Origin of the sequence: Xanthomonas phaseoli pv. dieffenbachiae (assembly GCF_008639345.1) — a bacterium.
Taxonomy (GTDB): Bacteria; Pseudomonadota; Gammaproteobacteria; order Xanthomonadales; family Xanthomonadaceae; genus Xanthomonas; species Xanthomonas phaseoli.
On record NZ_CP041380.1, the window covers coordinates 384,703 to 405,852 of the forward strand.

Below are 21,150 nucleotides of genomic sequence, written 5' to 3' on the forward strand. Positions count from 1 at the left end.
CAGGGCGTCGGTGCGGCCGAAAACGCGAGGATTGGGCCGTACCGCGTGATTGCATCGTCCAGGCGCGCATGTCGCCATATGGCGATTCTGCGGCGCCAGGTGATGCTGGATTCACCGAGGATGCCGGCTTGGCCTCACAATAGGCGGCCAGTTCCCCACCACCGATGTCGCCATGCGCAAGACCTACCAGCTCAACCTCGAAGGCAAGAACCGCGATCGTCTGCTGGAATCCAGCAAGCACGATATCCGCAAGTACATCCGCCGCGAGCGCCGCAAGGAGCTGCCGGCCGGCGCGGACTACTGGGACTTCGACATGCGCTTCGGTGTGGATGAAGCCAGTGCCGTGGCGCTGCCGCCGGCCGAGCTGATCCGCTCGATCAACGCACTCGTTGCCGACGGTGGCGAGCAGTTCTTCGTCGAAATCCTGCGCAAGCCGGGCAAGCGCACGCCACGCGCGCAGAGCGATCATGCGCTCGGCGATGGCGAGCTGGATTTCGAGCAGGATTGAGGTTTCGCCCTCGTCCCGTCGGCGGTGCACCGCTGCGGGACGAAGGTTCCTGGCGCAATTTCTGACCGCATCGCATTGGACGGGTGAGGCGCCGGGCATCGCCGATGGCAACTGGCGGGCTACAGGAGGCCTGCGGTGCCCTGCGGTTGGCGAGCGTTCCTGAGCGGTGCGCCGATGACGCGACCCCCGGCCAAACCTGCTGGTGCGCGATAGCGGGCACTTACCGCTCGGACGCAGCGGTTCGCGCGGGCCGTGGCTAACTGACTGCCGTTGCGCCTGCGCGTTGCGTTTCGTTGGGCGGTTGCGCCTCACGCATGTTGTGCGCATTCGGCTGCCAGGCCCGGCGGTTGCTGGTCAGTCCGCGCCGCAGTGCGACGGTGTGGGCACCGTCATCACGCGCCGGTGCCACGACTGCCCGCGACGGTGCGTCCGCTACTTCAGCCCGGCTTGTCAGCCTGCGCCTGCGCCGCGGCGCGTAATTTGTCCTTCTTGCTCGGCCGCTTGCCCTTGATGCCGCCGTTGTCATCCGCTGCACGCACCGCTGCGCCGAGCGCATGGTCGGAGGCAGGCGCCTGGACCGGGGTCGGCTCGAAACCTTCGACCACACTGGTCGGCACGCGCAGGCCCTGGCGTTTTTCGATCAACCGCCACTGTTGGGCGCTATCTGCGGTGACCAAGCTGATCGCCACGCCGCTGGCACCGGCGCGTGCGGTGCGGCCGATGCGGTGGGTGTAGTCGACAGTGGAGCGGGGCAGATCGTAATTGAGCACCGCCGGCAGGGCGTCGACGTCGATGCCGCGCCCGGCCAGGTCGGTTGCCACCAGCACCTGTACCTCGGCCTGTTTGAAGGCGCGCAGCGTGCGTTCGCGACGGCCCTGGCTCAATTCGCCGTGCAGCGGCAAGGCGGCGATGCCGGTCTTGCTCAGTTTCTCTGCCACCTTGTCGGCGCTGTGGCGGCTGGCGACGAACACCAGCAGTTGCGGCCACGCGTGTTCCAACAGCAGGTGACGCAGCAGCTGGGTACGCTGGCCGGCATCCACTGCGATGGCGCGTTGCGCGATCGCCGGTGCGTGTTCGGGCATGGCATCGATGGTGATGCGCAACGGATCGCGCAGCCGACGCTTGGCCAGCGACGCGATGGCGGCTGGAAAGGTGGCCGAGACCAGCACGCTTTGCCGCTGCGCCGGCAGCAAGGCCAGGATGCGATCGAGCTCGGCGCCAAAGCCCAGCTCGAGCAGGCGATCGGCTTCGTCCAGCACCAGCGTGCTTACCTGCGAGAGGCGCAGCGCGTTGTGCTCGACCAGATCCAGCAAGCGGCCGGGCGTGGCCACCACAATGTCGGCGCCGCCACGCAAGGCCAGCAACTGCGGATTGATCGAACTGCCGCCAGTGGCCACCACCGTCTTCAGGCGACGCGGAAGATGCGCGGCCAGCTGGCGCAGCGTGTCGTCCACCTGCGCGGCGAGTTCACGCGTAGGCACCAATACCAGCGCACCCAGCACGCGTGGGGCACTCTCGGGTGCCAGGCAGCGTTGATGCAGCAATGGCAGCGCATAGGCCAGGGTCTTGCCCGAGCCGGTCTGCGCCATCGCAATCAGGTCGCGCCCGGCCAGCATCGGCGGAATCGCCTGCTGCTGGATCGGCGTGGGCGTGCGCACGCCGGCCTTGGCCAGCGCGGTAGCAAAGAACGGCTGTAGCTGCGGCGACAGCGAGAGATCGGAAAAGGGCATGCGCCCATTATCCAGGCATTCGTGCCGCAATGGCCGGTGGTGCCGCACGCCAGGCTGCTGTCGGGTAATGCCTCGATGGTCCGTGATGAGACGATGGCGACAGCAGCCATGTCTGGTAGCCCAGCGCCGTCGATCGAAGACGACTCGCATGCGCTGGGCAAGCGCATTGCATGGGACGCCCGCCCACTGCGCAGCGCTCACAACCCTGCGCACCGACACCTCCACTGGCCCTTGCACGCCAATCGGCAATGGATCTTTTGCAGCATAGATGCCGCAGAAGAGCAGAGCCGGCTGCGCTCACCTGGCGGTGAGCGAGGGGGTGTGCGAGCTGCTCAGTTGGCCAACGCCAGATCGTCCAGCAAGGCGCGCAGGAAGCGCGCCGCTTCACCGCCGGTGGCGGCGCGGTGATCGAAGGTTAGCGACAGTGGCATCACCTTGTGCGTTTCCACGCCGCCCATCACCGGGGTGAGCTGGTAGCGCGCACGGCCGGCGGCCACGATCGCCACGCAGGGCGGCACGACCACCGGCGTGGCGTAGCGACCGGCGAACATGCCGAAGTTGGACAGCGAGATGGTGTAGCCGCTCAGTTCGGACGCGGCGATGCTGCGGCTTTCCACCTGCTGGCGCAGCCGGTTGACGCCTTCGCGAATGCCGTGCGCATCCAGCATGTCGGCGTTGCGCAGCGCCGGCACGAACAGGCCTTCTTCGGTATCCACGGCAATGCCGATATCGACCTGGTGGTGCAGGGTACGGCTGAGGGCGTCGCCGTCGAACCAGGCGTTGAGTGCGGGCACTGCCTGGCAGGCGCGCACGATGCCGCGCACCAGACGCACGGTGACATCGTTGCCGGGCTGCCAGGCATGCAGGTCGGCGTCGTCGTTGAGCGTGGTCGGCACCACCTTGGTGTGTGCATCGGCCATCACGCGTGCCATGCTGCGGCGCACGCCCCTGAGTTGCTCGGGCTGGCCCTTGACGCTGGTGCCGGGCGATTGGGTGCGCATCGGCTTGCCGCTGGCAGAGAGTGTGGAACGCGCCGAGCTGCCCTCATCCGCCCTGCGGGCACCTTCTCCCGCAGGCGGGAGAAGGGTCGCCGTTGCCGGTCGATTCCTGCCGTCGGCAGCCATGTCAGCGGCTCTGCCACCTTCACCGAGCGGACCACCTCTCCCACTGTCGCCGAGCAGGCCACCTCTCCCGCTTGCGGGAGAGGTCGGCGCGCCTTGCGCGCCGGGTGAGGGCCGCGCGGCCGAGAGTTGCGCGGTCCCGGCCGCTGCGGCCTGCTGCACATCGGCCATCGTTACCGTGCCGTCCGGCCCGGTGGCTTGCACCTGTGCCAGGTCCACGCGCAGCTTGCGTGCGAGCGCCCGCACCACCGGCATGGCGCGCACGCCGCCGACAACGATGGCCTGTTCAGTCTGTACCGCATTGGAGCTTTGCATCGCACCGACCACGGTGCCGGCATCGTCGCGATCGCCGCTGCCCGTCTCACCGGCATCGGCAATCTCGCCGCCGTTGTCGGAGGCCACCACGCGCGCCGTGGGGCCGGCCGCGCTGTCGCCGGTGCTCGGTGTGGGTGAGTGCGTCGGCGCCGGCCCGTGCGAATGGCCGGTGTCTTGCCCGTCGGCGCGTTGCGGCTGCGAGGCATCGAGCGCGAACTGCGCCAGCACCGAGCCGGTCACGATCACATCGCCGGCGGCGCCGGCGAGCTTGACCACGGTGCCGGAAAACGGCGAGGGCACTTCGACCACCGCCTTGGCGGTTTCCATCGACACCAGCGGGTCGTCCAGGCGCACGCTGTCGCCCTCCTTGACGAACCATTCAACGATGGTGGCGTCGGGCAGGCCTTCGCCCAGGTCGGGCAGGTGGAAATTCTTGTTGTCGCTCATGGCAGGTTCTCTTGCGCGGCAGGCAGCTGCGGCGTGGTGTCGTCGAGGAGTTCAAGGTCGGCGGCCGGCAGCCAGCCCTGCGTGCCGTCGGCACGCTCGGACCACCACCAGCCACCGTGTTCGTGATGCAGCAACACGTCCTCGCCGGTCTGGGCATCGAGTTCGCGTGCGTCGTAATCGCGCAGGGCTTCGGCCCGGCCGTCCCCCAACGGGCGCAACCAGGCCAGCGGCGCCCAACCGGCGCGGCCGCTATCGGTGGTGACCCAGGCAAACGCCGGCCATTCTTCGTCGCGTACTCCCACGCCGACCTGCTGGCCTGCCTGGAAGCGGACCGGGTTGGCGTAGGCAGCGCGATGGTCGCAAAGCAGACGGGCGCGCATGTCAGCCGGCAGCCACCGCGCGACGTGCCGCGGTGACGATGCGCTCCACGCTCGGCAGGAACTTCATTTCCAGCCGGAATAGCGGGATATGCGTGTCGTAACCGGTCACGCGCTCGACCGGCGCCACCAGGTCGTACATCGACTGTTCGGCCAGGCGCGCGGCAATTTCCGCACCGAAACCGGCGGTGCGCGGGGCTTCCTGCACGATCACGCAGCGGCCGGTCTTGGCCACCGATTCGGCGATGGTCTCGAAGTCCAGCGGGCGCAACGTGGCCACGTCGATGACTTCGCCGCTGATGCCTTCGCCAGCGAGTTTGTCGGCCGCTTCCAGCGCCTCTTTCACTTGCGCGCCCCAGGTGACCAGGGTCACATCGGTACCGTCGCGCAACACGAAGCACACATCCAGCGGCAGCGCTTGCCCATCGTTGGCCACCACTTCCTTGTACTGGCGGTAGATGCGCTTGGGCTCCATGTAGATCACCGGATCCGGGTCGCGGATCGCGGCCAGCAGCAGGCCGTAGGCGCGCTGCGGCGAGGACGGCAACACCACGCGCAGGCCCGGCACGTTGGTGAAGATGGCTTCGTTGGCTTCGCTGTGATGTTCCGGCGCGCGGATGCCGCCGCCCCACGGCACGCGCAGCACCATCGGGCAATGCAGGCGGCCACGGGTGCGGTTGCGCAGGCGTGCGGCGTGGCAGATCAGATGGTCGACCATGGGATACACGAAGCCGTCGAACTGCGCTTCGGCCACCGGCTTCATGCCTTGCGCAGCCAGCCCGACGCTCAGGCCGGCAATGGTGGTTTCGTCCAGCGGCGTATCCAGCACGCGGTCGCTGCCGAAGCGTTGCTGCAGGCCGGCGGTGGCGCGGAACACACCGCCGTTGACGCCGACGTCCTCGCCCAGCACCAGTACCGCGGGGTCGTGCTCCAGCTCCCAGGCCAAGGCCTGGGTGATGGCTTCGATCAGGGTAATGGGCGAACTCATGGCGATCTCTCCGCGCGTTGCCGCAGCGTTGTAAGGGGCACTGGCGTGCTGGGAGGTGTCGGCAGGCACATGGGTGAGCTCATCCATGGCGCGACTCCAGCGCCATCACCTCGGCGCGCTGTGCCAGCAACTCGGCCGGCGGGTCGCCGTAGAGGTAATCGAACATCGCTTCGACCGGCTGCACCGGCGTGTTGAGATAGGCGTTGACCTCTTCGTCCACGCGCGCGCTGCATTCGGCCTTCCAGGCGTCTTCCTGGGCGTCGTCCCACAGACCCTGCGCGGTGAGATAGCGGCGCAGACGCAGCAGCGGTTCGCGCGCCCAGCCCTGCTTGACCTCTTCTTCGCCGCGATAACGCCGCGCGTCGTCGGCGGTGGTGTGGTCGGACAGGCGATAGGTCAAAAACTCGATCACCGTGCCGCCATCGCCGGCCAGTGCGCGCACGCGTGCCTGACGCATGGCTTCGAGCACGGCCACCAGGTCGTTGCCGTCCACCTGCAGGCAATGCAGGCCGCCGGCCAGGCCCTTCTGCGCAAGCGTCTGCGCGCCGGTCTGCGCCGAGCGCGGCACCGAGATCGCCCAGCCGTTGTTGATCACGCACAGGATCAGCGGCAGCTTGTAGGCGCCGGCCGAATTGAGCGCGGCATAGAAGTCGGTCTTGGAGCTGCCGCCGTCGCCGCAGCAGGCCACGGCTACTTGCGCTTTGCCCTGCAGTTTGAACGACAGCGCCGAGCCGGCGGCGTGCAGGCACTGGGTGGAAATGGGCACGCAGATCGGGAAGTCGATCGCCGCATCGGCATCGCGCGGATAGTCGCTGCCGCGCTCGTCGCCGCCCCAGTACAGCAGCACATCGCGCGGGCGCACACCGCGTTCGAACATGGTGCCGTATTCGCGATAGCTGGGTGCGAACACATCGCCGCTGCGCATCGAAGCGCCGATGCCCACATGCGTGGCCTCGTGGCCGATGCAGGCCGCATAGGTGCCCAGCTTGCCGGTGCGCTGCAAGGCCACCGACTTGGTGTCGAAGGTGCGCACGAACAACATGCGCTTGAACAGGGCGAGTAGCTGTTGCGGGTTGGCGGCGTCGGCCGGAAGGTCGTCGCGGACCCATTGGCCGTCCGCGTCCATGTATTGCAGATAGTCGATCTGGAACTGCGCGGCTACGCTCATTGCGGCGACACCTTCATCAAGAAGTTTCAAATGATATGAGTTGCCATGTTAAGGACGGCGAAGCAAAACGCTGTCCTGCACCGCAGCAGACCATCATGCTGGCTTGCACAAAAAAAAGGGCGCGGACCAGGCCGCGCCCTTTGTCGCAGTAGAAAACTGCGACGTGTTGCACTGCGATCAGCGGCGCCCATCACCTCCGCCGATCGGGGTGACGATCAGCGCAGTGTTGTCGGCTGGATTGGCATCGGGCGAGCTGGACGTAGCCGTGGCTTGCACCCGCACCGCGCCTTCGGCCGGGACGGGTTTGGCCGCGACCGTCAATTGGAAGGCTGCCTGGACGCCGGGCAATACCACCGCCGCCGTGCCGCACACAAAGCGGGCGCTGCGCAGCGACTGCACCTGCTTGTCGCAACGCCATCCCTGCGGCGGTACCAACTGCGACAACGCCGACACCGTATTGCCTTCGATCACCAGGCTGGGGCCTTGCGCCGGTGCGGCACCGACGTTGCTCACCAGCACACGATAGGTGGCGTTGAAGGCGGTGGTCGGCAGGCTGGCAGGGCCGTCGAAACGTACCGCCAGGTCGCTGCGGGGTTGCGGTCGTGCCTGCACCGCGACGGCCGCAGTGTCGGTGTTGTTGTCCGATTGCGGATCGGGCGATTGCGAGGCGACCGACCCGGCCAGCATCAAGGTGCGGCCTGCCAGTTCCGAGCCAGTATCGAGTTGCACCGCAAAGCTCTGCATGACGCCAGGGTTCAATGCGGGCAGATTGCAGGTGAACGTGGTCTGCGTGGCATTGGTCTGGTTCTGGCAAATCCAACCCGTCGGAGCCGTGATACGTGCCCGCACCGGCAGGTCGAACACCAGCGCCAGGGCCGTGAACGGTGCCCGATCCGGCCCGCGGTTTTCCACATCCACCGTGTAGTCGATGCGCTCGCCTTCAGTGACCTGCGCGCGTGCCGCCGTGACCGCCACGCCCAGGTCCGCGTTGACCTGTTTGGTCATGCGCAACAACACCACGGTGGGATCGTGATCGGACAGTCGCGTCGGTGTATTGGCATCGTTGCGCGCGGTGCCGGGGAAGTCGGCATTGATGCGCGCATGGCCTACCACCAGCGAGGCGATCTGCGGCGAACGCATCAGCGCCTCGTTGGCCAGGATGTGATCCAGCGACTGCACGTTGCCGTCGAAGGCGTACGAATAGCTCTGGTCGGGCGTGTTGAACCAGGTCAGGTCGGTGTAGTCCGGGTTGACCAGATCGGCACCATCGCCGCCCACCACGGTCTGCGCATCCGGCGCCGGTTTGCCGGTGACCGTGCCCATCGCATCCACATAGCCGTCGTTGAATTCGAAGGCGTTGAAGTCGCCCATCACCAGTACTTTTTCGTCAGGGTTCACTTGCTGACGCGTCTGCAGCAGGCGCGCCAGATACTCGGCCTGCGCCTGGCGCTTGGCGCGGATGCGCATGCCGGCCGCATCGTCGGTCTCGGCGCCGTTGAGCGAACGCTGGTGCACCACGATGGCGGTCAGCGGCAGCGTGCGGCCATCGGCCTGATGCACGTTGGCGGTGAGCACCAGCGGTGGGCGGTCGTTGAGCAGGCTCACGCCGCCGCCCGGCTCGGTCCAGGTGGCGGTCTTGCCTTCCTGGGCGATGGAGAGCACTTCCACCCGCGGCACGCCGCCGGCGACCCAGGCGGTCTTTACCAGAAAACCGACGTCGATGCCGCCCACGTCGTTGCCTTCCTGCAGGTAGGCCACGTATTGCGGATTGGACTGCCCGCCGGCCACTGCGTCGGCATTGATGCGCGCCGCCAACGCCTGCAATACGCTCAGGCTTTCCACTTCCACCGTGCCCAGGATATCGGGCAGATGCAGATAACGGCGGATCGCCAGCGAGGCCTTGTTTAGGCGGGCCTGAAAGGCGGCCGGCGTGAGCACCGGTTCGCCGATCGCCGGGTCGTTCTGGTCGTCGAAGAAGCGCTCCATGTTGTAGGTGGCCACGGCCACGTCGTCAGCCTGCGGCATCGGTGCCGGACGCGGTTTATCCGCATCGTTACAGACCACCTGCGGGGTACGTTCCGGGTATAGCGTGTAGCGGCGGAAGCTGTAATCCAGCGGGCCGACCACGTTGAACACCATGCAGCCGGAGGCCAGATCCAGGCGCTCGGCGCCGACGCCGGCACTGCCGACCGCGATCACTTCCGGGTTGGTATTCCAGCGCGGCACCCCGGCTGGCGAACCGGCCGGCAGCGGGTCGGGCAACTGCACGCCCGGCTCGCGGAAGGCGCGCGGCACGCCGGTGACCACGGCATGGAACACGCCATTGCTGGTCGCCGTGGCATTGGTCTCGTTGACGCTGCCGCCGGTGGGGGTATTGACGGTGAGGCTGGCGGCGGCCACGCGCATGCCTTCCAGTGCTTCGAGCTGGTCATAAGCGCCGTTGCGGTTGGGAAGGTCGGGGCGCAGGATTATCGGCGACGGCAACGGGTTGCCGGTGGAATCGGCCAGTACGGTGACGCTGCCGCCGATCTCGGTCAGCGGTGGCTGGGTGGGGTCGGCGGTGGGTACGTATTCGATCACCGTGCCTTGCACGCGCACGCGGTTGCCGATGGCGGCCGCTTCCGGCGGTGCGCTGCCGGTGTAGACGTACACGCCTTCGGAGGTGGACGGGTCGGCGTCGGCCTCAATATCCGGCGCCTGCAAAAAGAACCCGGCGCTGCGGCGTGCCGTCACGATGCCCGAGGTGGCCACCACCTGGCCCTCCAGCGGCGAGCGCGCACCCTTGCCCTGGATGGCGTGGATCGGCAGCAGGCTGAAGTCGTCGTTGAGGATGATGCCGGTGGCACTCAGCGTTGCCGGCAGCGCACCGGTGAGGCCGCTGATCTGCAAGCGGAAGCTTTCATCCGGCTCTGGCGCGGTGTCGCCCAGCACATCGACGGCAATGGTGGTGCTGCGTTCGCCGGCGGCGATGCGCAGGCTGGTGGCGGGCAGGGCGACATAGTCGCTGCCGGCGGTGGCGGTGCCATCGACGGTGGCGGCGGTGAAGCTCACCCCAGCCGCACCGGCCGGCTGGCTCAGGCTTAGCGTGAACACCAAGCTGCGGGTGCCGGTATTGCCTTCGGCCTGGCTGACATCGGCCATGGTGGCAATCGGCTGGCCGCCGCCGCTGCACAGGCGCGCGGGGCTGGCGGCATTGCGCGGGGCCGGCGCGCCGGTAGCGAAATCGGCTGCGTTGTTGTCGGTGTCGGCGCAGCCGTCGTTGCCGCGCAGGACCGCCAGCGTATTGCTGGGGGCCGGCGTGGGTGCGTTGCCTTCGGCGCAGCTGGCCGTGCTGCCATAGCCGACCAGGTCGGCATTGCCGGTAGGGCAGGTACCGCTCAGCGCGCCCGCCGTGGTACTCAGCGCCACCTTGCCGGCGGTGCCGCTCATGGCCAGCGTGCCGGTGGCGTCGGGTGCGGGCAGCGCCACGCTGCCGCCGCTGCCGTCGGCCTGCTTGATCAGGTAATAGCCGCCGGCCGCGACAGTGCCCGCCAGCGGGGTGACCCGCCAGCTGCTGCCGGCGGCGGAGGCGTACTGCACCGACCAGCCATCCAGGCTGACCGGGGCACTGCCGATGTTGTGCAGCTCGATGAAATCGCTGCGGAGGGTGGCGCCGCTATTGCCGCCACCGCCGTAGACCTGGCTGATGACGACCTGGGCATTGGCGTGACCGGCCACGGCCAGCGCACACAAGAATACGGCTGCACGACGCTGCAACACATGCATGAGATGAGAGTCCCCTGATCCTTGAGACGTGAAACGCTCCCCTGGTCCGGCCACGTCCCTGGCCGGCAGCGCCGTTCGATTCTGCATGAATTTGCAGACCTAGGTTGACGATACGGTGACAGCGGCGCAGTGGCTGAGACCCCACCGCGCGCCTGCTGAGTGGTTCAGAGGTGAACGAAGCGGGCTCGACGCTGAGGCCTGCGCGTGCCAATCGTGCATACGGATTTTCTACGAGGCACCTGCGCAGGTATCTCGCTGGCCCAGATCCCCTCAAGCAATCCCGCCGGGGCTGCAAGCAGCCAGCCAGGGCCGGCGATGGCCGTGGCCCAATACGCTTCGTCATCTGCAATCTGCAATCCGCCATCCGCCATCCGCCATCCGCCATCCGCCAATCCCGAATCCCGAATCCCGAATCCCGAATCCCGAATCCCGAATCCCGAATCCCGAATCCCGAATCCCCGCCGCCGCTGCGCTACCCTGCGTGGCCCGATCTTCAGCGCGATGCCATGCCCGTCGACAAGAACCTGCGTGACCTGGAACCTGGCATCCACACCGACCTGGAGGGGCGGCTGACCTACGGCGGCTATCTGCGGCTGGACCAATTGCTGTCTGCGCAGCAGCCGCTGTCCGAGCCGGCGCATCACGATGAAATGCTCTTCATCATCCAGCACCAGACCTCCGAGCTGTGGCTGAAGCTGCTGGCGCACGAGTTGCGCGCGGCCATCGTGCATCTGCAGCGCGACGAAGTCTGGCAGTGCCGCAAGGTGCTGGCGCGCAGCAAGCAGGTACTGCGGCAATTGACCGAGCAGTGGTCGGTGCTTGAAACGCTCACCCCGAGCGAATACATGGGGTTTCGCGATGTGCTGGGGCCCTCCTCGGGCTTCCAGTCGCTGCAATACCGCTACATCGAGTTTCTGCTTGGCAACAAGAATCCGCAGATGCTGCAGGTGTTCGCCTACGACCCGCACGGTCAGGCGCGGCTGCGCGAGGCGCTGGAAGCACCCAGCCTGTACGAGGAGTTCCTGCGCTATCTGGCGCGCTTCGGTCACGCGATTCCGCAGCACTACCAGGCCCGCGACTGGACCGCCGCACATGTGGCCGACGACAGCCTGCGGCCGGTCTTCGAGCGCATTTACGAAAACACCGACCGCTACTGGCGCGAGTACTCGCTGTGCGAGGACCTGGTGGATGTGGAAACCCAGTTCCAGCTGTGGCGCTTCCGCCACATGCGCACGGTGATGCGGGTGATCGGCTTCAAGCGCGGCACCGGCGGCTCCAGCGGCGTGGGATTCTTGCAGCAGGCGCTGGCACTGACGTTTTTCCCGGAACTGTTCGACGTGCGCACCTCGGTGGGCGTGGATAGCCGCCCACCGCAAGGCAGTGCGGACGCTCGGAACGATTGAGCAGGGCGCCCAGCCGAGCGGGAGCGAACACGTCTGATGAGGGGTCGAACCGAGCAGCGCGAGCAGCTGAGCAGGGCAAGCGGCTCGGCGAGGCGAACGCTGCGCAGCGGTAAGGTGGAGTGCGCTGGAGCCCCTCTCCCGGCGGAGCGATAAGGCATTGCTGGCGCGCACGGGCGCGCGTGGATTGGCGCGCCCGCGCCGCCAGCGCGTGCCGGGGCGCGGAGCAGGGGGTGGGGTGAGGGTACGGGCTTCATCCTCTTGGATCAGCCTTGGATCAGCCAGTGCCGAGGCTGGTCCCGCAATCGGCACCAGCCAGTGACACCGCACCCTCAGCCGCCCTTCGGGCACCTTCTCCCGGTGGGAGAAGGGATGGCGAGCATGGCCGCCATGTTCTCAAAGCCCCTCTCCTTTCGGGAGAGGGGTTGGGGTGAGGGTACGGGCTTCATCCTCTTGGATCAGCCAGCGCCGGGGCTGGTCCCGCAATCTGCGCTACCCAGTGAAACCGCACCCTCATCCGCCCTACGGGCACCTTCTCCCGGTGGGAGAAGGGAAGGCGGGCATATTCTCAAAGCCCCTCTCCTTTCGGGAGAGGGGTTGGGGTGAGGGTGCGCTTCAGCCTTATGGCTCAGCCAGCACCGAGGCTGGTCCCGCAATCGGCACCAGCCAGTGATACCGCACCCTCATCCGCCCTTCGGGCACCTTCTCCCGGCGGGAAAAGGGAATGCGGGCACGGCCGCCATGCTCTCAAAGCCCCTCTCCTTTCGGGAGAGGGGTTGGGGTGAGGGTACGGGCTTCATCCTCTTTGGACCAGCCAGCGCCGAGGCTGGTCCCGCAATCGGCACCAGCCAGGGATACCGCACCCTCATCCGCCCTTCGGGCACCTTCTCCCAGTGGGAGAAGGGATGGCGGGCATGGCCGCCACCTTCTACCGGCGGGACAAGGGGGACGGTGCGGCGACGCAGGAGGTAAGGGCGGTGGGCACTGCCGACGCAGACGCCCCGTACCATCCTGGGGCCTGGAAAAGGTCTCCGCCCCGCTGACGGCAGACCCATCGCACCCGCCAAATCCCGCTTACGCCACCCACGGTCATCAGGCCGCTGACTCCGGCGAATTTGACGCGTACATGACGTCTAAGTGATCCTCGCGCGTCGCCCGGGCTCGCCTCGGTGCACCCAGCCATCACTGAATACGCAAGGGACCTCTATGAGCGTTGACGCGACCGCGCCGACATCCGCCTCCAAACCGCCGCAGCCGCCGGCGCCTCCCGAGTTCCCCACGTTGCTCGGCCACCCCCGGCCGTTGTGGCTACTGTTCATGACCGAATTCTGGGAGCGCTTCGCGTTCTACGGCATTCGCTGGGCGCTGGTGTTGTACATCGTGGCGCAGTTCTTCAATGGCGATGCCACCGGCCAGGCGCCGGCGGGGCGGACCTATGGCGCCTACCTGGCGCTGGTGTATGCGGCGGCGATCTTCGGCGGCTACGTGGCCGACCGCGTGCTCGGTTACCAGCGCTCGATCCTGGTCGGGGCGGCCGTCATGGCGACCGGCCTGTTCCTGATCGCCATTCCCGACCACACCATGTTCGAGATCGGCCTGGCCACCGTGGTGGTCGGCAACGGCTTGTTCAAACCGAACATTTCCACCATGGTCGGCAAGCTGTATTCGGTGGCCGATCCGCGCCGCGACAGCGGCTTCACCATCTTCTACATGGGCATCAACCTGGGCGCGATGATCTCGCCGGTGTTGACCCAGTTGCTGGCCGAAAAGGTGTTCGGCACCCAAGCCATGCCGTCCTACAAGATGGTGTTCATGGCCTCTGGCGTGGGCATGCTGATCAGCCTGGTGTGGTTCTGGTTCGGCCGCGTCCAGCTCAAGGGCATCGGCGCGCCGGCGCCGAACGCGCAGGGCATGGGCCGCTTGCTGATGGTGCTGGTGGGCTGCCTGCTGGCGATTCCGGGCGTGTACTTCCTGCTCGCGGTCGGCGCGGATGTGTTGCAGATCGTGCTGACCGTGCTGTTCATCGGCCTGTCGGTGATGCTGCTGGTGGAGGGCATCCGCGAAGGCAAGGTACAGCGCGATAAGGTGATCGCGATGCTGATCATCTTCGCCTTCAACGTGCTGTTCTGGATGTTCTTCGAACAGGCCGGCAGCTCGTTCACGTTCCTGGCCGACAACATCGTCAACCGCAACTTCGGCAGCTGGACCTTCCCCACCGCGTGGTTCCAGTCGGTGAACTCCATCGCCATCATTGCGCTGGCACCGGTCATTGCGTGGATCTGGGTCAAGTCCGGCCGCTTCAATCCGTCGATTCCACGCAAGTTCGGCCTGGGCCTGCTGTTCAACGGCCTGGCCTTCCTGCTGCTGATGTTTGCGCTGTCCAGCCTGGTCAACGACGCCGGCAAGATCCCGTTCTGGACCTTGTTCATGGTCTACGTCATCCAGTCGGTCGGCGAGCTGTGCCTGTCGCCGATCGGTCTGTCGATGGTGACCAAGCTGGCCCCGGTACGCCTGGTCGGTTTCGGCATGGGTGGCTGGTTCTTGTCCACCGGCATCGGCAACAACCTGTCGGGCATTTTCGCCGGCCATGTCAGCGGAAACGAAGGCATGAGCGTGTCCTCGGCGCTGGGTGGGTATACGTTCGGGTTCTGGGCGCTGGTGGGCGCCGGCGCGTTGCTGTTCCTGATCGCGCCGCTGATCAATAAATTGATGCATGGTGTGAAGTGAGGAGAACAGCGATGCCGATCAAACCCCTTGTCTGTGGCCTGCTGCTGAGCGGTCTGTTGAGCGCCTGCGGGCAGACCAGCAGCCCGCAGGAGGCGCCAAAGCCGTTGGATACGTCGATGCAGAAGCCGCCCAGCGCCGATCCCAGCCAGCCGGTGTCCTCGGGCAACACGCCGACCGCGGCCGACATCGCCGCGGCCGCTGCGCTCAATGCGCAATACGACCCCTCGCGCGATCCGGCGGCCGATCTGGAGACGGCCAAGGTCGAGGCCAAGCGCGGCGGCAAGCGCATCGTGCTCAATGTCGGCAATGCCGCCTGCGAGCCCTGCAAGGCGCTGGACGAGTTGATGGGCGGCGATGCGGAGCTGCGCAGCTTCCGCGACGCGCACTTTGTGGTGGTCAAGGTCAATCGCGATGCAGCCAACGAGAACGCCGCCTTCCTGTCGGCGTTCGCCCAGCTCAACGATGCCCCGTCGCTGCTGGTGCTGGACAGCGACGGCAAGCTACTGACCACACAGTCCGGCCCGGAGTTGCGCAAGGGCGAGGGCTTCGACCGCAAGAAGCTGTTCGACTTCCTCAAGCAGTGGGCGCCACCGCAGGCCTGATTCTGCGCGGACGCGTCAAACAAGAACCCCCGCACTGCTGCGGGGGTTTTTGTTTTGCATCGTGTCGATGGCGATCGCCCTTGCGCGAACGCGGCCGGTTGCTTCGACGCGCGCAGACTGGCGCACCGTGATGATGTCTTGCTGTCGAAGTGGCGCACGCCGGCATGTGAGGCTCCGCGGCGATGCGCGCTGTGCGAGCCACCCCAGCGCCGCTGCCCATCGCGCGCTTACTACCGATCGAAATCCCGCCGACAGCGCCGCGGCACGGCCATCGATGCCAGTGCTGCGCCGGCGCTGTGCACCAGCATCCATGGCAACTGGAGCAGATCCTGCGCAGCGCCAAGGCACCGCGCATTCGCTCCCAGCGTGGCGCTGCTCAGTCCTTGCTGGCCATGCGCGGAAGACCGTCCTTGGCCAGCCGGTCGATCAGCTTTTCCAGCACTTGCTGTTCTTCGGCGCTGAACACCGACATCAGCCGTTGTTCCATCTCGTTGACCAGCGGCGCAACGGTCTCGTAGACCTGTCGCCCGGCCGGCGACAACGCCAGCATCGAGCGGCGGCGATCATCGCCGTGGGTCTCGCGGCGGATGAAGCCCCGCTCCAGCAGGCGCGCCACGGCGCGGCTCACTGCGACCTTGTCCATCGCCGTGCGATCGGAGACCTCGCTGGCCGACGAACCCGGATACAGCGCCAGGATCGTGATCACCCGCCACTCGGGAATCGCCATGCCGTAACGATCGCCGTATACCTTGGCAATGTTGCTGCTGATACGGTTGGACAGCACGCTCAGGCGATACGGCAGGAACTGCTCGAGGTTGAGCAGCACGGGATAGTGCGGCGGGTGGGGGCTGTCGAGATCGCTCATGTTGCACTGTGTCTTGATTTTGGTTTCATTTGCAACTACAAACCGAGGGTGGCCTGCGCATTCTCGCGGGTCTTCTGCTACTCCGCATAGCCCTGCGGCCCCCCAAGCGTGGAGAAAACGAAGATGAGCGCACAACCGAACACCACCGCAACCCGCCCCGATCCGGGCATGCAGGTCACCACCTTCGACAATCCGATGGGCATCGACGGCTTCGAATTCGTCGAGTTCGCCGCACCGGCCGGCCAGGGGGAGCAGCTGCACGATTATTTCCGCAAGATGGGCTTCAGCGCGGTGCTGCGTCACCGCAGCCGCCCCATTACCGTCTATCGCCAGGGCGGGGTCAACTTCCTGCTCAACGAAGATCCCGATTCGTTCGCCGCCGATTTCGCCGCCGCGCATGGCCCCTGCGCCTGCGGCTTTGCCATCCGTTTCCGTACCCCGGCCGAGACCGTGCTGCAGACCGTGCTGGGCAACGGCGGTGAAGCGGTACAGAACAAGCCCGACACCCGCGCGGTGCCGGCGCCGGTGGTCAAGGGGATCGGCGATTGCATGCTGTACCTGGTGGACCGTTATGGCGAGGCCGGCAGCATCTATGACGCCGAGTTCGAACCGATCGAAGGCGCCGACCAGCACCCGGCCGGCTTCGGACTGACCTTCATCGACCACCTGACCCACAACCTATATTTCGGCAACATGCAGCGCTGGTCGGACTATTACGAGCGCCTGTTCAACTTCCGCGAGATCCGCTACTTCGACATCAAGGGCGCCAAGACCGGGCTGGTGTCCAAGGCGATGACCGCGCCGGACGGCATCGTGCGCATCCCGCTCAACGAATCGTCCGACCCCAAGAGCCAGATCAACGAGTATCTGGACGCGTATCAGGGCGAAGGCATCCAGCACATCGCCTGCTTTACCGACGACATCTACACCAGCGTGGAAAAGATGCGCGCCGCCGGCGTGAGTTTCCTGGATACGCCGGATACGTATTTCGATGTGGTGGACCTGCGCATCCCCGCGCATGGCGAAGACGTCGAACGCCTGCGCCGCAACAAGATCCTGATCGATGCCGACCCCGACACCAAGCAGCGCAAGCTGCTGCAGATCTTCACCACCAACTGCATCGGCCCGATCTTTTTCGAGATCATCCAGCGCAAGGGCAATGAAGGCTTCGGCGAAGGCAATTTCCAGGCGCTGTTCGAGAGCATCGAGCGCGACCAGATGAAGCGTGGGGTGCTTTGAGGGCGGGGATTGGGGATTCGCTATTCGGGATTGGTGTCAGGCGCTGCGGCTTGGTTGTTAACGCCAGGTTGCATCGTTGATGCCAAAGCGTGATGTGGTTTGAGGGCCAGGGTTGGTGAGTCGCGATTGACCTCGGGGGCTGCAGTCTGGCCGCCAGTCGCGTTAGCCGAGGTGATGCGAATCGTAGGTGCATGAGGGCCGGTTAGATGGTACGAAGCGTGAAGTGCATCGAGGGCCAGTCATGTTCCGGCGTGGTGATGCAAGACGTGACCTTTCCGGCCATATCCCAGGGCAATCTGACTGATCAACGCAGTAAAGCCGCATGTGATCGAAGCCCCTCTCCCCGACGTGAGAGGGGTTGGGGTGAGGGTACGGTGGAGCGATGAAAATCAAACCGCCGTTACCCACGATTGCACTCGCCCACGCACGCGCATTGCGTCGCGATATGACCGACGCAGAGCGTGCACTATGGCGCGGTCTGCGTGGGATTCAGCTCCAAGGCTTCAAGTTCCGAAGGCAGCATCCGATTCCGCCGTACATCGCAGATTTTTGTTGCATTGAAGCCAAGTTGATTGTCGAGCTGGACGGATCGCAGCATCATGCAGTCGGCGATCAGACAAGAACGCGGTGGCTGCAATCGAAGGGCTGGGCGGTGCTGCGCTTCTGGAACAACGATGTGTTGCTTTCGCTGGATGCTGTGGTTGAGGCGATCTCCACGATAGTCGCGCCGCCGTACCCCCACCCCAGCCCCTCTCGCGGAGGGAGAGGGGCTTGAGCATTGCGCTTCTCTAATATCGCACCTCCCTGCAACGGTGGTGCCACAACCGAAGAGCCTACGCCCATGCATGACCAGACTTCCTACATGACCGGCTTCGGCAACGAGTTCGCAACCGAAGCGGTGGCCGGCAGCCTGCCGGTCGGGCAGAACTCACCGCAGCGCGTGGCGCATGGCTTGTACGCCGAGCAGTTGTCCGGCACCGCCTTCACCGCGCCACGCGGCGAGAACCGGCGCAGCTGGCTGTATCGCATTCGTCCAGCGGCCGTGCATGGCCGTTTCTCGCCGATCGAACAGTCCCAGCTCCACAACGACTTCGGCAGCGGCCCGGTGCCGCCGGACCAGATGCGCTGGAGTCCACTGCCGTTGCCGGCCACGCCCACCGATTTCGTCGATGGCCTGTACACCATGGCCGGCAACGGCAGCCCGGAGGCGATGACCGGCGTGGCCGTGCATCTGTACGCGGCAAACGCGTCCATGCACGGGCGGTTCTTCTACAACGCCGACGGCGAGCTGCTGCTGGTGCCTCAGCTCGGCCGGTTGCGGGTCTGCACCGAACTGGGCGTGCTCGAACTGGAGCCGCAACAGATCGGCGTGATACCGCGCGGTGTGCGTTTCCGGGTGGAACTGCTCGATAGCCAAGCGCGTGGCTATGTCTGCGAAAACTTCGGCGGCCTGCTGCGGCTACCGGATCTGGGGCCGATTGGAGCCAATGGCCTTGCCAATCCGCGCGATTTCGAGACCCCGTGTGCGGCGTTCGAGCAGTGCGACGGCGCGTTCGAGCTGGTGGCCAAGTTCCAAGGCTATCTGTGGCGGGCGGATATCGATCACTCGCCGCTGGATGTGGTGGCCTGGCACGGCAATTACGCGCCGTATCGCTACGATCTGCGCCGCTTCAACACCATCGGCTCGATCAGCTTCGACCATCCCGATCCCAGCATCTTCACCGTGCTGACCTCGCCCAGCGACACGCACGGTACCGCCAATATGGATTTTGCGATCTTCCCGCCGCGCTGGCTGGTGGCGCAGCACACCTTCCGCCCGCCCTGGTTCCATCGCAACGTGGCCAGCGAATTCATGGGCCTGGTGCACGGCGTCTACGATGCCAAGGCCGAGGGTTTCGCGCCCGGCGGTGCGTCGCTGCACAACTGCATGAGCGGGCACGGCCCGGATGCGGCCACTTTCGACAAGGCCTCGCAGGCGGATCTGTCGCGCCCCGACGTGATTGCCGACACCATGGCCTTCATGTTCGAGACGCGTGCGGTGTTGCGCCCAACGCAGCAGGCGCTTGACGCCGCGCATCGGCAAGCCGATTACCAGCAGTGCTGGTCCGGACTGCGCGCCGCGTTTCAACCGCCGACGCAGGAAGACGCAACCTAGCGCGCTCAATACCCCGCAAGCAGTGGCAGGTGGTGCGGACGTTGCGCAGGCGCGAAGTGCCTGGAGTGGACGGCGGCTAGCGGCCTGACCGAGTACCAGCCGCCTCCGCCTGGCCGAGCAGCAGGCTTATCAGCTGCGCTCATGCCAGGCCGCAGCTACGGTGCTGCAGCTGCGCTGTCTGCGCGTCGGCGCTGTGATTGCCATTGGCGTTGCCGGTGCGCAGGCTGCTGTCGTTGCGGTAATGCGGTAATGCGGTAATGCGGTAATGCGGTGATGCGGCGATCAGCGCTAGCCCTCGCTGCGTGTTGCGATTCGGCAAGCGCCAGTTGGCGCGCGCTGGACAGGACTGCCAGGTCACGCGGCTTGCAATGTCTCCGGCAGCAGCTCGCCGATCCGTGCGCGGACGCGTTCGGCATAACTTGCCGACGTGATCTGCGGCAGCGCGTGCAACGCCTCGGCGATGGTCGTGCGGATCTGATCGTCGTCGCGCGCGGCGTGCAGTTGCCGATGCAGCGCAACGGCGAGGTCATTGCGTTGCAACTGCAGGATATCGAGCAGGTACAGGCGAGCATTGGTCGCTGCACGGCGACGCAGGCGCTGCAGTTCTTCTTCGCTGGGCCCAGCGTCGGATAGGGCCGCAGGTGCGTGGTCCGCGTCGGGCAGCGCGGCAGTGGCTGCCGTGCGCGTTTGACCCGCAACACCGCCTGCAGCGCTACCAAGATCCAGATACCCCATCGCGCACAGGCTTTGCAGCAAGCCGGTACCGTCGCTGCCCAGCAGCATGGCGAGCGTCGCCAGGTCGCGCTGGCCGTCGGCCAGGATCAACGCGCGCCTTTGCAGCAGCGTCAACGGGCTGCGGTGCGATTGCAGCGTGGTTAGGGCGAGCTCGGTCTTGCGTGGGATCATGGCGACGGTCCTGCGGAGCCAATAGCGTGACGCCCGCCAATGAAGCGCCGATGACATGGCGGCGACGGTGTGTCGCCACGCTCTCCACATGCTCGCGATGGCGGCTGTGTACGCTGGAGCGCACCTCCAGGGAACGCACGCATGACATCCAGATCATTGGCACTGATGAGCGCATTGCTCGTACTGGCCGGCTGCAACCGCGCCGATCAATCGCCCGCACCGGCCGCGTCCGCCAGCGCCGACCACGCACCGGTTGCGGCCGCTGACGACCAACCGGCGGTCACTGTGCCACCGGCCACAGCGCCAACAGGCACATTTCCATCGCACACCCAGCCGGACCCCGCTGCGCTTGCGCGCATGGACGGTTACGGCGACTTGCGCTTCGGGATGGATGCCAGCCAGGCGCGGGCTGCCTGGGGTGGCGATTTGCAGGGCGAAGCGGCAACCGATGATGGCTGTTACCTGCTGCGCCCACGGTGGGCCAGCGATGCGCGTCGCTTCGGTTTCATGTTCGAAGGCGGGCAATTGGTGCGCGTGCAGACCGGTGAACCGAAGGAGACGGCGCCGGGCGGCGGCAAGGTGGGCATGACGTTGGCGCAGCTGCGCGCGTTGTACCCCAACGGCCTGACCGAGCAGCCGCATAAGTACATTTCAGGCGCGCTGACGCTGCGTCTGCCCGACGCTGACACGCAGACCGCGCTGGTGTTCGAGACCGATGCAGACGGCAACGTCACCAGCTGGCGCGTGGGCAAGCCGCCGCAGGTGGATTACGTCGAAGGCTGCGGCTGAAACGCAACGTGCGATGGTGGTGGCGTCTTGCGCAGGCATTTGCATCCT

At 66.2% G+C, this 21,150-nt stretch carries 17 protein-coding genes; 8 read left to right on the plus strand and 9 right to left on the minus strand.

Features of this window, described 5'->3' with window-relative positions; genetic code table 11:
• Positions 1-172: 172 nt before the first annotated feature.
• Positions 173-508, plus strand: coding sequence for a DUF6172 family protein (locus FLG15_RS01760; RefSeq protein WP_017156542.1), 336 nt, complete (start codon positions 173-175; stop codon positions 506-508).
• A 437-nt stretch (positions 509-945) separates the two neighbouring features.
• On the opposite strand, the gene FLG15_RS01765 is transcribed toward FLG15_RS01760, so the two are convergent.
• The 6 genes from FLG15_RS01765 to FLG15_RS01790 form a co-directional block, all read right to left on the minus strand.
• Positions 946-2,238, minus strand: a complete 1,293-nt coding sequence (locus tag FLG15_RS01765) for a DEAD/DEAH box helicase (RefSeq protein ID WP_057680104.1) — start codon at positions 2,236-2,238, stop codon at positions 946-948.
• A 332-nt stretch (positions 2,239-2,570) separates the two neighbouring features.
• Positions 2,571-4,121 carry a dihydrolipoamide acetyltransferase family protein gene (locus FLG15_RS01770; protein ID WP_057687063.1) on the minus strand — a complete coding sequence of 517 codons (1,551 nt, stop codon included), beginning with the start codon at positions 4,119-4,121 and terminating at the stop codon, positions 2,571-2,573.
• A complete protein-coding gene (locus FLG15_RS01775) occupies positions 4,118-4,501 on the minus strand; it encodes an SH3 domain-containing protein (RefSeq protein ID WP_008575527.1) in 384 nt (127 codons plus the stop codon). Before FLG15_RS01775 ends, FLG15_RS01770 begins: the two co-directional genes overlap by 4 nt.
• A 1-nt stretch (position 4,502) precedes the next feature.
• Positions 4,503-5,573: an alpha-ketoacid dehydrogenase subunit beta gene (locus FLG15_RS01780; protein WP_057679452.1), complete on the minus strand. Its 1,071-nt coding sequence runs from the start codon at positions 5,571-5,573 to the stop codon at positions 4,503-4,505.
• Positions 5,566-6,654, minus strand: a complete 1,089-nt coding sequence (gene pdhA / locus FLG15_RS01785; protein WP_017156547.1) for a pyruvate dehydrogenase (acetyl-transferring) E1 component subunit alpha — start codon at positions 6,652-6,654, stop codon at positions 5,566-5,568. Before pdhA ends, FLG15_RS01780 begins: the two co-directional genes overlap by 8 nt.
• 177 nt (positions 6,655-6,831) lie before the next feature.
• Positions 6,832-10,419, minus strand: a complete 3,588-nt coding sequence (locus FLG15_RS01790; protein WP_150145437.1) for a lamin tail domain-containing protein — start codon at positions 10,417-10,419, stop codon at positions 6,832-6,834.
• A gap of 506 nt (positions 10,420-10,925) precedes the next feature.
• Here FLG15_RS01790 and FLG15_RS01800 point away from each other — a divergent pair.
• The 3 genes from FLG15_RS01800 to FLG15_RS01810 all read left to right on the plus strand — a co-directional run bounded on the left by FLG15_RS01800 (position 10,926) and on the right by FLG15_RS01810 (position 15,148).
• Positions 10,926-11,822: a tryptophan 2,3-dioxygenase gene (locus FLG15_RS01800; RefSeq protein ID WP_057679451.1), complete on the plus strand. Its 897-nt coding sequence runs from the start codon at positions 10,926-10,928 to the stop codon at positions 11,820-11,822.
• 1,203 nt (positions 11,823-13,025) lie between these two features.
• The gene (locus FLG15_RS01805) at positions 13,026-14,546 is read left to right on the plus strand and encodes a peptide MFS transporter (protein ID WP_057677365.1); all 1,521 of its coding nucleotides are present in this window, start codon (positions 13,026-13,028) and stop codon (positions 14,544-14,546) included.
• A gap of 11 nt (positions 14,547-14,557) precedes the next feature.
• Positions 14,558-15,148, plus strand: a complete 591-nt coding sequence (locus tag FLG15_RS01810; RefSeq protein ID WP_017157955.1) for a thioredoxin family protein — start codon at positions 14,558-14,560, stop codon at positions 15,146-15,148.
• 376 nt (positions 15,149-15,524) lie between these two features.
• Here FLG15_RS01810 and FLG15_RS01815 read toward each other — a convergent pair whose 3' ends face one another.
• Positions 15,525-16,013, minus strand: a complete 489-nt coding sequence (locus FLG15_RS01815) for a MarR family winged helix-turn-helix transcriptional regulator (RefSeq protein ID WP_017158904.1) — start codon at positions 16,011-16,013, stop codon at positions 15,525-15,527.
• 123 nt (positions 16,014-16,136) lie between these two features.
• On the opposite strand from FLG15_RS01815, the gene hppD reads away from it, so the two are divergent.
• The 3 genes from hppD to hmgA all read left to right on the plus strand — a co-directional run bounded on the left by hppD (position 16,137) and on the right by hmgA (position 19,407).
• Positions 16,137-17,252, plus strand: a complete 1,116-nt coding sequence (gene hppD, locus FLG15_RS01820) for a 4-hydroxyphenylpyruvate dioxygenase (protein ID WP_039567387.1) — start codon at positions 16,137-16,139, stop codon at positions 17,250-17,252.
• A gap of 382 nt (positions 17,253-17,634) precedes the next feature.
• The gene (locus FLG15_RS01825; protein WP_057677366.1) at positions 17,635-18,027 is read left to right on the plus strand and encodes an endonuclease domain-containing protein; all 393 of its coding nucleotides are present in this window, start codon (positions 17,635-17,637) and stop codon (positions 18,025-18,027) included.
• Positions 18,028-18,093: 66 nt separating this feature from the next.
• On the plus strand, positions 18,094-19,407 hold the full coding sequence (gene hmgA, locus FLG15_RS01830; RefSeq protein ID WP_057677367.1) for a homogentisate 1,2-dioxygenase: 1,314 nt from the start codon (positions 18,094-18,096) through the stop codon (positions 19,405-19,407).
• 139 nt (positions 19,408-19,546) lie between these two features.
• Here hmgA and FLG15_RS01835 read toward each other — a convergent pair whose 3' ends face one another.
• Positions 19,547-19,726 (minus strand): hypothetical protein, encoded by a 180-nt coding sequence (locus FLG15_RS01835; RefSeq protein WP_370512625.1) that lies wholly within the window; start codon positions 19,724-19,726, stop codon positions 19,547-19,549.
• A 35-nt stretch (positions 19,727-19,761) separates the two neighbouring features.
• Positions 19,762-20,313, minus strand: coding sequence for a hypothetical protein (locus FLG15_RS01840; RefSeq protein WP_057677369.1), 552 nt, complete (start codon positions 20,311-20,313; stop codon positions 19,762-19,764).
• A 165-nt stretch (positions 20,314-20,478) separates the two neighbouring features.
• Between FLG15_RS01840 and FLG15_RS01845 the strand changes: the two genes are divergently transcribed.
• The gene (locus FLG15_RS01845; RefSeq protein WP_057677370.1) at positions 20,479-21,102 is read left to right on the plus strand and encodes a hypothetical protein; all 624 of its coding nucleotides are present in this window, start codon (positions 20,479-20,481) and stop codon (positions 21,100-21,102) included.
• Positions 21,103-21,150 lie beyond the last annotated feature (48 nt).

Bases quoted from the DNA above. Each gene is read 5' to 3' on its own strand.
- pdhA (WP_017156547.1), bottom strand. From the start codon at position 6,654: ATGAGCGTAGCCGCGCAGTTCCAGATCGACTATCTGCAATACATGGAC.
- hmgA (WP_057677367.1), top strand. From the start codon at position 18,094: ATGCATGACCAGACTTCCTACATGACCGGCTTCGGCAACGAGTTCGCA.
- FLG15_RS01840 (WP_057677369.1), bottom strand. From the start codon at position 20,313: ATGATCCCACGCAAGACCGAGCTCGCCCTAACCACGCTGCAATCGCAC.
- FLG15_RS01760 (WP_017156542.1), top strand. From the start codon at position 173: ATGCGCAAGACCTACCAGCTCAACCTCGAAGGCAAGAACCGCGATCGT.
- FLG15_RS01780 (WP_057679452.1), bottom strand. From the start codon at position 5,573: ATGGATGAGCTCACCCATGTGCCTGCCGACACCTCCCAGCACGCCAGT.
- FLG15_RS01845 (WP_057677370.1), top strand. From the start codon at position 20,479: ATGAGCGCATTGCTCGTACTGGCCGGCTGCAACCGCGCCGATCAATCG.
- FLG15_RS01810 (WP_017157955.1), top strand. From the start codon at position 14,558: ATGCCGATCAAACCCCTTGTCTGTGGCCTGCTGCTGAGCGGTCTGTTG.
- hppD (WP_039567387.1), top strand. From the start codon at position 16,137: ATGAGCGCACAACCGAACACCACCGCAACCCGCCCCGATCCGGGCATG.
- FLG15_RS01800 (WP_057679451.1), top strand. From the start codon at position 10,926: ATGCCCGTCGACAAGAACCTGCGTGACCTGGAACCTGGCATCCACACC.
- FLG15_RS01815 (WP_017158904.1), bottom strand. From the start codon at position 16,013: ATGAGCGATCTCGACAGCCCCCACCCGCCGCACTATCCCGTGCTGCTC.
- FLG15_RS01825 (WP_057677366.1), top strand. From the start codon at position 17,635: ATGAAAATCAAACCGCCGTTACCCACGATTGCACTCGCCCACGCACGC.
- FLG15_RS01765 (WP_057680104.1), bottom strand. From the start codon at position 2,238: ATGCCCTTTTCCGATCTCTCGCTGTCGCCGCAGCTACAGCCGTTCTTT.
- FLG15_RS01770 (WP_057687063.1), bottom strand. From the start codon at position 4,121: ATGAGCGACAACAAGAATTTCCACCTGCCCGACCTGGGCGAAGGCCTG.
- FLG15_RS01805 (WP_057677365.1), top strand. From the start codon at position 13,026: ATGAGCGTTGACGCGACCGCGCCGACATCCGCCTCCAAACCGCCGCAG.
- FLG15_RS01775 (WP_008575527.1), bottom strand. From the start codon at position 4,501: ATGCGCGCCCGTCTGCTTTGCGACCATCGCGCTGCCTACGCCAACCCG.
- FLG15_RS01790 (WP_150145437.1), bottom strand. From the start codon at position 10,419: ATGCATGTGTTGCAGCGTCGTGCAGCCGTATTCTTGTGTGCGCTGGCC.